Raw genomic sequence first — 12,245 nt, 5'->3', positions numbered from 1 at the left:
TGGCAGGGGGTTTTGGGGGGTGGGTTATTGTCGCGGGAAGGGGCTTTTTGGACGGGGGGTTTGGCCGGGGCGGTGCGCACGGGGCGCGCAGGGCGCGCGGTGTGCGCGCGGGGGGTGGGGATAAGCGGGGTGAACGGCGGTGATTGGGAAGGGGGAGGGCGGGGGGATGGGAATTGGGGAGTGGGAGGTGGGTTGCATGTGCGGTGCGCGGGGGAGGGGAAGCCCGCCGCACGTTCGGCGGGCTCACGGTCAAGAGCGGCGTCGCTAAACGGGGGGGGTGGAGGGGCGCTATCATGGGGCCATGCGATTTGGGCTATTGCGACTGCATTACTTTTTGCTGTACGCCATTGTGGGGGCGTATCTGCCGTATATGCCGCTGTATTTGAGCGAGCTTGGGTTTGCGGATTGGCAGATCGGTTGGGTGTTGGGGGTTTATGGATTGACGGTGATGGTGATGCCGGGAGTGATGGCGCATGTGGCGGATCGTCATGTGAGCAATCGGGTGTTGATCGGGGCGGGGTATGGGGCGACGTTTTTGGCGTTGATCGCATTGGGTTGGGTGCGGAGTTTTGGGGGGATGTTGGCGTGTTCGGTGGGGTTCAGCATGTGTTACACGCCGCTGTTCGCGTTGATGGACGGGCTGGCGTTCGGGTCGATTGATGAGGTGGAGCAGTCGGGGGGCAAGCCGCCGGCGTATTCGTCGCTGCGGATCTTCGGGAGCATCGGGTTCATCGTGCCGTCGGTGGGGCTGTTTGCATGGATGCGGATGACGGACATCGGCAGCGCGGCGGCGGTGCACACGGCGGCGGGCTGCGCGCTGGGGGCGGCGCTGTTGAGCGGGCTCTTGCCACGCACGCAGCGCCCGCAGACCGGGCCGTCGGCGGGCGGACTCCCGTCGGCGCAGGCATGGGCGGCGATCTGGCGGCGGCCGGTCGGACATCTGGTGGGCCCGCTGTTTGTGATGTTCGTGGTGATGAGTCTGTTTTACGCTTTTTACAGCGTGTATCTGGAGCAGCTTCACATCGCGCGGGAGTGGGTCGGGTTGATCGTGAATCTGGGCGTGGTGGCGGAGATCGTGATGATTTTGATGAGCAAGCCGATCCTGCGGCTCTTGGGCATCCGCGGGGTGATGCTGCTGGGGGCGGGGGCGGTGTGTTTACGGATGGTGCTGCTGGCGAGTGTGCCGACGGGGGCGGTGGCGATACTGACGCAACTACTGCATGCGCCGATCATGGTGTCGATGTACCTGATTCCGCCGATGTATTTGAATCTTAAAGCGGGGGCGGGCAATCGCAATTCGATGCAGGGCGTGTACGGGATCATGTGCTACGGCGGGGCGCGGCTGTGCGGGTCGGTGCTGGGGGGATATGTGGCGGCGTTCGGGATGCGATGGACCTTCGCGGCGGGGGCGCTGCTCGGCGGAGTGGCGCTGGGGTGGCTGATGGCGGCATTTCGGGATGAGGCGGCTTGCGAGACGATCACGCAGCGTCGCCGCATGCCGCTCGCCACGCCGTCGGCCGAAGCTTGACAAGCGCGGCCCGCTGACTTCCACTGGATGCAATCACACGGAGGTTTTTCATGTCTGATGATCGGGTAGCCCAAACACGCGGGACATTGAAGGCGGCCAAACAGGAGCATGTGCTCACGTATTTCGATCAGCTCGACGCGGCGGGCAAGGCGGCGCTGCTTGATCAGGTTGAGGCGCAGGACTGGCCGGCGCTGGCGGAGCTGGTCGAGACGTACGTCAAGCAGGCCCCGCCGCTGACGCTGCCCACGTCGATCGAGCCCGCCCCGTACTACCCGGCTCAGCCGACCAAGGCGCTGGCGGACAAGTACAGCCAGGCCCGGGCACACGGCGAGAAGCTCATCCGCGAGGGCAAGGTGGCGGCGTTCACCGTGGCGGGCGGACAGGGGACGCGGCTCGGATGGGACGGGCCCAAGGGGACGTACCCGGCGACGCCCGTCCACAAAAAGTCGCTCTTTCAGGTCTTCGCCGAGTACCTCATCAAGGTGCAGCGCAAGTACAACACGGTCGTGCCGTGGTACATCATGACCAGCCCGCTCAACGATGCGCCGACACGAGCGTATTTCGAGGAGCAGAACTACTTCGGCCTCGTCCGCTCGGACGTGACATTCTTCCCGCAGGGCACGATTCCGTCATTCTCGCTCGACGGCAAGGCGCTGCTGGCGGCGAAGGGCGAACTGGCGACGAACCCCGATGGGCACGGCGGATCGCTGCGGGCGCTGTCGCGCAGCGGCGCGATCGATGACATGCTCCGCCGCGGCGTCGAACAGATCAGCTACTTCCAGGTCGACAATCCGCTCGTCAAATGCATCGACCCACTGTTCATCGGGCTTCACGCGCTCGACGGGGCGCAGATGTCCAGCAAGATGGTCACGAAGGCCGCCCCCGCCGAGAAGGTCGGCAACTTCGTGCTCGCCGACGGGCGCATCAGCGTGATCGAATATTCGGATCTGCCCAAGGAGCTGGAGCAGAAGGTTCATGCGGACGGCTCGCCGGTGTTCAATGCGGGGTCGATCGCCATTCATGTGATCGCGGTGGCGTTCGTGAAGCAGCTTAACGCGGGGCGGTTCGGTCTGCCGTATCACCGGGCGGTGAAGAAAGTGCCGCATGTGGATGTGAAGACGGGGCAGGCGGTCGAGCCGAAGGAGCCCAACGCGGTGAAGCTGGAGACATTTGTGTTCGACGCGCTGCCGCTGTGCGAGAAGAGCATCGTTCTGGAGGTGGTGCGGGCGGAGGAATTCGGCCCCATCAAGAACGCGGAGGGCGCCGACTCGGCGGTGACAAGCCGGGAGCTTCAGTCGCAGCGTGCGGTGCGGTGGCTTGCCGCGGCGGGGGTCGATGTGGCAGCGGGGGCGACGGTGGAGTTAAGCCCGCTGACGGCGATCGAGCCGAGTGATTTGAAGAGCATGAGCACGGTGATCAAACCGATCGGGGCGGGGGAGCGTGTGGCGATCTGAGGTTGCGACGGGCTTGATCAGTGCGGTCTGCGCTTGCGAGTGGGAAAATTTGTTACAATGTTGACAATGGCGGGCTTGTGTGAATCCCGTCACGTTGGATGACGTGACGGCGGCTTCCGCCCGGAGGTCGGCCCATGTCGCAGATCGTCACGTGCAGCGGCTGTCACAAACAACTGAAGGTCAAAGAAGAGCTTGCCGGCAAGCGGATCAAATGTCCGTCCTGCGGCGGTGCGATCAGCGTACCCGGCGCGGCGAAGGCGGCGGGGGGCGGCGCGCCGGCGTTCGACCTGATGGACGAAATCGCGCCGGTGAAGAAGCCAACCGTCGCCGCCGGACAGAAGCCGTGCCCCAAGTGCGGCAGCGGCGTGTCGAGCGGCGCGGTGATCTGCACCAACTGCGGCCTGGATCTGCGCAAGGGGACGCTTGTCGCCTCGTCGCTGCCGGACCTCGGCGGGGGCGCGGGCGGCGGCTCCGGTGAGGGCATGACGCTCAAGATCGTCGCGGGGGCGGGCGCGCTGGCCGCACTGGTGGTGGTCGGTCTGATCATCAAGTTCAGCATGGGCGCGATGAGCGAGCCGGAACGGCCGGTGGCGATGAATCAGCCGCCGTCCAATCCGATCATCACGCCGCAGCCGGTGATCAAGCCGCCGCCGGTCGTGGCCGTGCCCGCACCGACGTTCACGCCCGTCGAGTCCGCGCCCGTCGAAGATGCGGCGGCCGCGGAGGAAAAGAAACAGGCGGCGGACTTCGCGGCTCGCCAACAGGCGGAGATGGAAGCGCAAAAGGAAGCGGAACGACTTAAGGCGCTCGACGAGCAGATGGCCAAGGCCAAGGCCGCCGACCGCGCCAAAGCGGAGAAGGAACTTCAGGACAAGATCAACAAGGCCATCGAAAACGGGCAGAAATATCTGCTGAGCCAGTACGCCGGCGGGTACAAGTACAATGGCCAGTTCGTCGACGAAATCGGGCATACCGCGTTGTGCGTTTACGCGCTGCTCAAGAGCGGCGTGAACCCGGACATTCCCGCCGTGGCGCTGACGATCGAGCCGATGCTCTTTTACGCACAGAACTCGCCCGGCGTCGAGAGCAAAGGCACGTACAACTGCGGGCTGGTCATGCTCGCGCTGGACCAGCTTCGTGAAGTCCGCGAGCGGCAGCTCACCGAGGGCTCGCTCGTCCGTTCCAAGGCCCAGATCGCTTCCGACCGCCTGCGCATGAAGGACGCCATGCGCAAACTGCTCGTCGGCCTCAACAAGAACCAGAAGGGCACCGAGTCGTACAGCTACGGCGGCGGGGCCGGACGCGGGGGACATGACATGTCCATTCAGCAGTATGCGCTATTGGGCATGTGGGCGGCTCGCCGAACGGAGATTTCGCTGCGTGAGGATTGGTGGATCAAGCAGGCGCAGTATCTCATGAGCATTCAGCAGCCCGACGGGTCGTGGGTCTACAAGGAGGGCAAGCCCCCGACGCGCGCCATGACCACCGCCGGCATCGGCAGTCTGGCCATCTGTTACCTGATGCTTAACAAGCATCGCCTGGAGCGGCAGGACACGTACGACAGCCCCGGCGATCCCGCCGCCGCCGGAAAGGTCGTCGCCAAGGTTCCCAAGACCGACATCGAGAAGGCCATCGAACACGGATTCGACTGGCTTGGTGCGCAGGGCATCAATGAGCTGAATCCTTACTTTCTGTATGGCCTGGAGCGCGCCTGCACGCTCACAAAGACGCAGGAGATCAATGGCGTCGATTGGTATGAAACCAACGCCGCCCGGCTTGTCGCCACGCAGGCGCCGGATGGGTCGTGGGGCGGCGGGCACGGCCCGACGACCGCCACCGCATGGAATATCCTTTTCCTGAGCCGCGCCACCGAGCACCTTTTCGATAAGGAATCCTCGCCCGGCGATGCACCGGCGTCCGAACCGGCCTCCCCCGGCGACGGCGCAACACCCGTACCAACCCCTGATCCCGCTGCGCCTGCCGCCGCCGATGCCGGGACACCCGTTCCTAACACAAATCCGCCCGCTTTGACCAATCCCTAACGATTTGTCGCTTGATGCCCCCGGATTGTTTACAAATGGGCTAACTTGACAAACCAAAAGAGAACTTTTCTATTATTCTTCACCATTTTCTCACACAACTCTCAATCTTCACTAACCGAATTTCGGAACACTGCACCTCGTGTCACGGATGGATTGTTCCCCACCCCGCGTTCTTCAAGGAGACGCTTCATGTACGAGGTGCGTATGACCGGTCGACAACTGGCCAAGGGAGCATTGCTGGCGATGCTCGGTTTGGCGACGCCATGTTTCGCCGCGGATGAGCCGAACATGGATGTGCAGGCGGAGATCAAGGCCCTCAAGGCCGAGGTCGCTCGCCTGCGTGCCAAGGACGACGAATCCTGGCTCACCGAGCGCCGAGCCGAGGAGGTCAAGGCGCTGATCAAGGATGTGCTCAGCGATGCCGACACCCGCGCGTCCCTCGCCGAGGGCGGGCTCACCGCCGGGTACAACAAGCATTACTACCTCTCGTCCGAAGACGGCAGCTTCCTGATGGAGTTCGAGGGCCAGCTTCAGACCCGCTGGATTTACGACCATCGTGAGAACCCCGGCAAGACGACCGTCAACTCCGTCGTCGCCGCCGGCACCCCGCCCGTGCCCACGGTCGTCACCACCACGACTCAGAACGATGCGGACCAGAGCGGCTTCCAGTTCCGCCGTGCCAAGTTCAAGGTCGGCGGCCACATCTTCAACGACTTCGGCTATAAGCTCGTCCTCGCCGCCGAACGCGCCGATGGCGCCGAAGTCCTCGAAGAAGGATGGGTCAGCTACAAGCTCGCCGACAACTTGACGGTGCTCGCCGGTCGCTTTAAAGCGCCGTTCCAGCGTGAGAATCTCATCAGTTCCAGCAAGCAAATGGCCGTCGAGCGCTCCAGCGTGCAGGAGATCTTCCGCCTCGACTGGACGCAGGGCGTGATGTTCGACTACAAGACCGACATGCTCCGATTCCGCGGTTCGCTGGATCAAGGCCGCATGCAGTTCTCCGACTTCACAGCCGACGGCACGGACATCGGCGCGACCTTGCGCGGCGACGTGCTGCTGGCCGGTGACTGGGGCCAGACCGAGGACTTCGCCGCATGGTCCAAGGATCCGCAATCGCTGTCCATCGGCGCCGCGGTGCACTACGAAGCCGCCGAAACCGGCACCAGCGCCGCCAACAGCGACTTTGTCGGCTGGACCGTCGACGGCATGTACAAGAACACCGGCCTGACCCTGTTCGTCGCCGGTTACGGACGTCACACCGAGTCCGGCACCACGCCGAGCACCACGACCGATGACTACGGTCTGGAGGCGATGGTCGGTTACATGATCGTCCCCGACACCATCGAGCCGTTTGTCCGCTACGGGCGCATCATGATGGACAAGTCCCGCGTCGCCGGTACGCTCAATGATCAGGACGTCAACGAGTACACCGTCGGCTTCAACTGGTATCAGCACAAGCACGCCGCGAAGTTCACCCTCGATTTCACCTACTTCGACGCCCCGCTGAATACGGCCTTCCTGAGCCCCGGCTTCTCATCGGGTCAAGGGCTCCAGCGCGACGCCGCAGGCGAGGACGGGCAGTACACCGTCCGCGCTCAGTACCAATTGCTCTTCTGATGCGTGTCTGACATTGCGTGACCCTCGGCCGCCGAGGGCGACCGATTCGCGACCCGGTTCCACCCGCCGGGTCGCTTTTTTGTGCGCAGGAAAAAAGCCCACCGACAAAGTCCGTGGGCTTCCCTCTTGCCAATCGATGCCGGCCGCGTTACGGGATCGGCATCAGCTTTTCGAGGTTCTGCACGAAGAGGTAGAAGTTCTGCTGCGGGTTGTTGGGGTCATCGAAAATGGCTTGATTGACCTTGTAGTCGACGGACCCGTCGCTGAGTCCGACGTTCCAACCCTTGGTGTCCTCGTGGGCGTAGTACTGAGTGCGCGAAGCGATGTCCATGATGATCGGATCGCCGGGGCGGAATTCGCTGAGCGTCGCATAGAGGCGATGCCGATTGAGCGCCCCGCCGGTCCGAGTCACGAGGAAGTTGTAGTCATACGATCCGTACACCGTCTTGGACGTCGGCCAGGGCACCGGCCAGGGGTCGGGCATTTTCAGCGGGCTGTCCGCGCAGAAAAACAAACGCTGATCCATCAAATATTTGCGGTAATATAATCTGCCCAATCCCCACCAGTAACCGAATCCGTGCTCACGCATCTTCTGCGCTTCGCCGGGAAAATTCAGCAGATCGCTGTATTCCCCGAATCCTGTGCCGGTCATCAGATACTGCCGGTTGTCATTGGCGTACATGCGCGTCAGCGAGACGAGTTGATGAATGTTCGACGAACACGCCACCACGCGCGCCACGGACCGGGCCCGCGCCAGCGAGGGAATGAGGATCGCGATCAGCACCGCGATGATGGCGACGACGACGAGCAGTTCGATCAGCGTAAAGGCTTTCCGACACATGGACCGTTTCCTTGAAAAATGGAAAGCTCAGGGCTAGCCATCCCTGAGCTTCCGAAAATTCACCGTCTGCGCCGTCCGACGACGCCGAGCATGAGCATCAGCCCGGCGGGCAGGGCGGCGGGGGTCGGCGTGGCGCGGATGATCAGCGTGCCCGAACCGCTGAATGTTCCGCCGAAGCCGAACGCGGTCAGATCGGCGGTCGTGTAGACGCCGTGATCGATGAAGTGGCCGTTGAGTGTGAAGTTGTCGATCGTCAGCGACGTTGACACCGAGCCGAGATTGATCGCCGCGGAGCTCGTCATCGTCACATCGCTCGTCGACTGCATGTATGCGCCGGTGTTCGAAAGCGTCAGCAGACTGAAGTTGTTGAGCGCCAGATCGCCGCCGCCCCAGCCGAGGTTCTGAAGCTCCAGTTCCATCACATCGCTCGACCCCGCGCCCGTGACCGACCAGTCGGTCGACAATCCGCTGACATTGACGGCGGATGTCAGTCGCACGGCTCGCGCTGTGCCGGTGGTGCTGCGGGTCACGTTGAGCGTGCCAGTGCCGGAAAGTGCGCCGGTGAACGTCAGGCGGTTGGTGAAGTTGCCATTGACGCCGTTGAAGGTATTGGTCCCGCTGAAGGAAACGGGGCCGTTGATGATGTGGCCGATGGAGCCATTGGACGAGTCGTAACGCACGGTCGCGCCGTTGAGGGAAAGCGATGCGAAGGTGCGATTGTTCTCGAAATAGCTGCCGCCGTTGGTGCGGAACAGCCGCAGCGTCGAGCCGCTGTTGAGCGTCAGACTGTCGCCGTTGAAGGTGACAGTTGTCGAATCGGGCGACTCGACCGTGACCGCGCCGCTGACGACGTAGGCGTTGCCGGCCGACGGAGCGTTGTCATCGGACCAGTTGCCGCCGGTCGTCCAGACATTGCCCGACCCGCCGCCGTCCCATGTGATCGTCGACGCGCTCGCGGTGATCGGAAGGGCGCTCATCAGCATGGCGATCATCGTGACGTTTGCGAACTTACTCATTGTGCATCTCCTGTGTCTTCTGCCTCGAAAGCTCAAAACAGCGTCCACCACAGACCTTCCGCGGCGGCGTGATTGCGACGACTCATGGAGTCGCCGCACGGGTTGGATGTCATTGTTGCGGGATGCGAAGCTGGGGCGGCTGCTGCGGGCGATGTCGATCGAAGCCGCGCACATAACCATCGGTGTATCGTTCGCCGGGAGTGAACTTGTGATCCGGACGATTTTCGTAAAAGCCCACGACATAACCCGACCAGCGTTTGCCCGGCTGCTCGACGTCGGGATTGAGCCGCACCGCGGCGAATCGAACACGCGGCCGGCCGTCCTGTTCATACAGCTCGCGCAGATAAGCCGACAGCGCCGGGCCGTGAATCGACACGATGCCCGTTTCATCCGCGGGCTTGATCAGATCGTCGGCGAAGAGGGCGTTGCGATCATCGCGCGGTCCGCAGAAAAAGTCCGCATCGTCCGCCATCGCCTTGTCCCGCCCGCGCAGGCCGTAGGCGTCAACGTTGAAATTCGGCGTGAAGTTGACGGCCAGAAAGCTCAGCCGAATCTCCGCGCGTTCGAGCACGGACGGATCGGCGAGCGTCGGCAACTCGAAGAAGTAGATCGCGTCCTGCCGCACCTCGCCGTTGCCCGCCGAGCCGATGCGGCTGTAGCGCGGGCGGGCTGCTTCATCGAAGTTCGCCATCGACCCGTCGGGATTGCGATTGATCACGCCGTCCGGATCCATCGCCAGAAGGCCGTCCGCCGGATCGGACTCGACCGTGATGAAATCCATCGCGGCGGTGCGGCGGGCGAAGTCGCTCTGGTCCACATCGATCCATGTCCACGCGTCTTTGTCGCCGTGCAGTTCAGCGACGCGCCCCGCTTCGAGCACCCGTCGGGCGCCGCTCTGCGTCAGTTCGACCCATCCCTGTGTGACGCGCACGGACGCCGCGTCGCGATCGACTTCGAGGTAGAACGCCGTGCCCAGATCGACGACGCTCGCCCCGCCGGGCAGGTCGATGGCGAACCCCTGCGCCGGCGCCGGTACGTAAGCGTGCATCAGCCCGGCGCGCAGACGCCCGCGATTCGGCCCCGTCATTTCAAATTCGCACGGCCCCGTCAGATCGACCACCGCCGTCGACGCGAACATCACCTGAGCCGTCCCGGACGTTAGCCGAATCGGCCCCGCGGTTAAATCCTCACCCAGACTCGGCGCCGCCGATCCCTCGGCAAACACCGCATCCTGTGCGTCCGTGAACATCGCCACCTTCGGCGGCAGCGCCGCCCCGGTCCGCGGTGCCGGCGTTTCGCCTGGTGCGAACGCGAACCACAAACCCGCCGCCAGCAGTACGCACGCCGCCAGCGCCGCTGCCCACGGCCCGACAAACAGCCGGTGCGGCTCGACGATTGGATCAACCTTCGCAACGACCGGTTCGATCGATTCGACCAACGCATGATGAAACCGCAGCGCATCGACGAACGCGCCGCGGGCCGCCGCATCACTGCGCAGCATCGCGTCAAACGACGCCATTTCGTCGGCGGTCATCTTGCCGTCGAGATAGGCGTCGATCCATGCGTATAGCTGCATCTGATCAGACATCGGCGCCCTCCGCCGCGAGTCGGCCTTCCATGCACGAGCGCAAGGCCGCCCGCGCTTTTGAGAGCGTCACGTAAACTGTTTCGGGCTTGATGCCCATCGCGCTGGCGATGTCCGCCGGTTTGCGCCCGTCGCCGTAGCGCGAATGAATTGCCTGACGCGCCGAAGGCGAAAGCCGCTCCATGCATCGACGAATCGCCTCGACCCAGTCGTCGAGTTCCGCCGGGGCCGTGTACGCATCCGCCAACAGCGCCGCCGTCTGCGGCGAGAACGTCACCGGGTTGCGACGCACGCGGCGAAGATGATTCAGCGCCTCGAAGCGTGCGATCGAGCAGACCCATGCGACAAAGTCGGTGCCGGCTTGGAACTGGTCCGCCTTGCGCGTGAGCACGAGAAACACTTCCTGCATGATGTCGTCCGCATCGCCGGGCCCGGGGGCCAGACACAGGACGAATCCGCGGATTGCGCGCGTGTGGCGAACGAACAACTGCTGCACGTTGAGCACGTGGTCGGAAGCCGCCTCGCCGGGATGATCGCGATCAGGCATGAGTCACCACACAGTAACGTCGCGAAAAATCCAAACCTTGGTGGTGCGGATCAGAAAAAACCCGCGGGGCGTCTTAACCATCTGAAACTGCGGATATTGCGACCGTAAAAAGAAGCCCGCGGCGTGACGCCATGGGCTTCGTGCAGGTAACGATTGGGCACCCGATTCAGGTCATGATCGCGTGTACCGGCTCGACTTCCTCGACGCCGGTCAGCCGCTGGTCCAGGCCCTGGTACTTGTAGGTGAGTTTGGAATGGTCGATGCCCAGGCACTGGAGGATCGTGGCGTTCAGCTCGTGCACATGGACGCCGCCGTCGACGATGTTGTAGCAGTAGTCGTCGGTCGTGCCGTGCGAGACGCCGCCTTTGATGCCGCCGCCGGCGAGCCACATCGAGAAGCAGCGGGGGTGGTGATCGCGGCCGTAGCTTGTGCCGGCGAGTTTGCCTTGCGAGTAGACGGTGCGTCCGAATTCGCCGCCGAAGATGACGAGCGTATCGTCGAGCATGCCGCGTTGCTTGAGGTCCATCACCAGCGCCGCCGATCCCTGATCGACGGTCTTGCAGAGCTTGGGGTGTTCGACGGGGATGTTCGAGTGGTGGTCCCATCCGCGCTGATAAAGCTGAATGAATCGCACATCGCGTTCGGCGAGCCGGCGGGCCAGCAGGCAGTTGGCCGCATGCGTCCCCGGCTTGCGCGCGTCCTCGCCGTAAAGCGCGAAGGTCGAGTCCGGCTCGTTGGAAAAGTCCGTCAGCTCCGGCACCGACATCTGCATGCGGTACGCCATCTCATACGCCGCCACGCGCGTATCAATTTCCGGATCGCCGACCGCCTGCATGTGCTGATGATTGATCTGACCGATGGCGTCGAGCAGCCGCCGGCGGCTGACATCGTTCGCCTGCGAGGGGTCCGACAGATACAACACCGGATCGCCCGACGAGCGGAATTTGACGCCCTGATAGTTGGACGGGAGGAACCCGCTGCCCCAAAGCCGCGAGTAGAGCGGCTGGGCCTGCGGATAAGTGTTCTGCGACAGAAGCACGACAAATGCAGGAAGATTCTGATTGTTGGACCCGAGTCCGTAGGTCGCCCATGACCCCAGACTCGGCCGGCCCGGCTGCTGATTGCCCGTCTGGAAGAACGTGATCGCCGGGTCGTGGTTGATCGCTTCGGTGTGGACGGTCTTGATGATCGCGATGTCGTCGACGATCTTCGCCGTGTGCGGCAACAGATCGCTGATCCACGTCCCGCTCCGGCCATGCTGGTGAAACGGCGCGATCGCCTTGGCGACCGGAAAGCTCGACTGCCCGGCGGTCATGCCCGTCAGGCGCTGATTGCCGCGCACGGAGTCAGGGAGGTTCTGACCGTGGAGCTTCTCCAGCGTCGGCTTGTAGTCAAAGAGGTCCATCTGCGACGGTGCGCCGGACTGGAAGAGATAGATGACGCGCTTGGCGCGCGGGGCGAAGTCGAAGCCGTGGTGCGCCATCGGCGCCGCCTTCAGCAATGACGGGTTCATGAGCGAGCCCAGCGCGACGGCGCCGACGGACGCGGCCGACCGCTTGAGAAACTGGCGGCGCGTCGAGGCCATGGCAAGTTCGTAGATCGGGTCCATGTGCAT

9 protein-coding genes are annotated in these 12,245 nt (G+C 63.6%); 4 read left to right on the top strand and 5 right to left on the bottom strand.

Annotation, left to right across the window (positions count from 1 at the left end):
* Positions 1-301 precede the first annotated feature (301 nt).
* From GC162_07720 to GC162_07705, 4 genes are all read left to right on the top strand, one after another.
* Positions 302-1,528, top strand: coding sequence for an MFS transporter (locus GC162_07720; protein ID MBI1368529.1), 1,227 nt, complete (start codon positions 302-304; stop codon positions 1,526-1,528).
* A 50-nt stretch (positions 1,529-1,578) separates the two neighbouring features.
* Complete coding sequence (locus tag GC162_07715; GenBank protein ID MBI1368528.1) at positions 1,579-2,982, top strand: UDPGP type 1 family protein; 1,404 nt, start codon at positions 1,579-1,581, stop codon at positions 2,980-2,982.
* Positions 2,983-3,116: 134 nt separating this feature from the next.
* On the top strand, positions 3,117-5,024 hold the full coding sequence (locus GC162_07710) for a hypothetical protein (GenBank protein ID MBI1368527.1): 1,908 nt from the start codon (positions 3,117-3,119) through the stop codon (positions 5,022-5,024).
* A gap of 189 nt (positions 5,025-5,213) precedes the next feature.
* Positions 5,214-6,641: a hypothetical protein gene (locus GC162_07705; GenBank protein ID MBI1368526.1), complete on the top strand. Its 1,428-nt coding sequence runs from the start codon at positions 5,214-5,216 to the stop codon at positions 6,639-6,641.
* Between the two features lie 148 nt (positions 6,642-6,789).
* Here the strand turns inward: GC162_07705 and GC162_07700 are convergent, their stop codons facing one another.
* The 5 genes from GC162_07700 to GC162_07680 all read right to left on the bottom strand — a co-directional run bounded on the left by GC162_07700 (position 6,790) and on the right by GC162_07680 (position 12,239).
* Positions 6,790-7,482, bottom strand: a complete 693-nt coding sequence (locus GC162_07700; GenBank protein MBI1368525.1) for a prepilin-type N-terminal cleavage/methylation domain-containing protein — start codon at positions 7,480-7,482, stop codon at positions 6,790-6,792.
* Positions 7,483-7,541: 59 nt separating this feature from the next.
* Complete coding sequence (locus tag GC162_07695) at positions 7,542-8,498, bottom strand: hypothetical protein (protein ID MBI1368524.1); 957 nt, start codon at positions 8,496-8,498, stop codon at positions 7,542-7,544.
* A gap of 109 nt (positions 8,499-8,607) precedes the next feature.
* Positions 8,608-10,086, bottom strand: a complete 1,479-nt coding sequence (locus tag GC162_07690) for a hypothetical protein (GenBank protein MBI1368523.1) — start codon at positions 10,084-10,086, stop codon at positions 8,608-8,610.
* On the bottom strand, positions 10,079-10,630 hold the full coding sequence (locus GC162_07685) for a sigma-70 family RNA polymerase sigma factor (GenBank protein MBI1368522.1): 552 nt from the start codon (positions 10,628-10,630) through the stop codon (positions 10,079-10,081). The genes GC162_07690 and GC162_07685 overlap by 8 nt, the downstream gene beginning before the upstream one ends.
* 166 nt (positions 10,631-10,796) lie before the next feature.
* Positions 10,797-12,239 carry a DUF1501 domain-containing protein gene (locus tag GC162_07680; protein MBI1368521.1) on the bottom strand — a complete coding sequence of 481 codons (1,443 nt, stop codon included), beginning with the start codon at positions 12,237-12,239 and terminating at the stop codon, positions 10,797-10,799.
* Between the last annotated feature and the right edge of the window lie 6 nt (positions 12,240-12,245).

The sequence above is a fragment of the Planctomycetota bacterium genome (assembly GCA_016125255.1).
In the GTDB taxonomy this organism is placed as follows: domain Bacteria; phylum Planctomycetota; class Phycisphaerae; order Phycisphaerales; family Zrk34; genus RI-421.
The sequence above is the reverse complement of the archived record's forward strand: the minus strand, read 5'-3'. Positions and strand labels throughout refer to the sequence as shown.

What these genes read in the sequence shown, in the direction of transcription:
- GC162_07695 (MBI1368524.1), bottom strand. Translation starts at nt 8,498, where the DNA reads ATGAGTAAGTTCGCAAACGTCACGATGATCGCCATGCTGATGAGCGCC.
- GC162_07715 (MBI1368528.1), top strand. Translation starts at nt 1,579, where the DNA reads ATGTCTGATGATCGGGTAGCCCAAACACGCGGGACATTGAAGGCGGCC.
- GC162_07705 (MBI1368526.1), top strand. Translation starts at nt 5,214, where the DNA reads ATGTACGAGGTGCGTATGACCGGTCGACAACTGGCCAAGGGAGCATTG.
- GC162_07720 (MBI1368529.1), top strand. Translation starts at nt 302, where the DNA reads ATGCGATTTGGGCTATTGCGACTGCATTACTTTTTGCTGTACGCCATT.
- GC162_07700 (MBI1368525.1), bottom strand. Translation starts at nt 7,482, where the DNA reads ATGTGTCGGAAAGCCTTTACGCTGATCGAACTGCTCGTCGTCGTCGCC.
- GC162_07680 (MBI1368521.1), bottom strand. Translation starts at nt 12,239, where the DNA reads ATGGACCCGATCTACGAACTTGCCATGGCCTCGACGCGCCGCCAGTTT.
- GC162_07710 (MBI1368527.1), top strand. Translation starts at nt 3,117, where the DNA reads ATGTCGCAGATCGTCACGTGCAGCGGCTGTCACAAACAACTGAAGGTC.
- GC162_07690 (MBI1368523.1), bottom strand. Translation starts at nt 10,086, where the DNA reads ATGTCTGATCAGATGCAGCTATACGCATGGATCGACGCCTATCTCGAC.
- GC162_07685 (MBI1368522.1), bottom strand. Translation starts at nt 10,630, where the DNA reads ATGCCTGATCGCGATCATCCCGGCGAGGCGGCTTCCGACCACGTGCTC.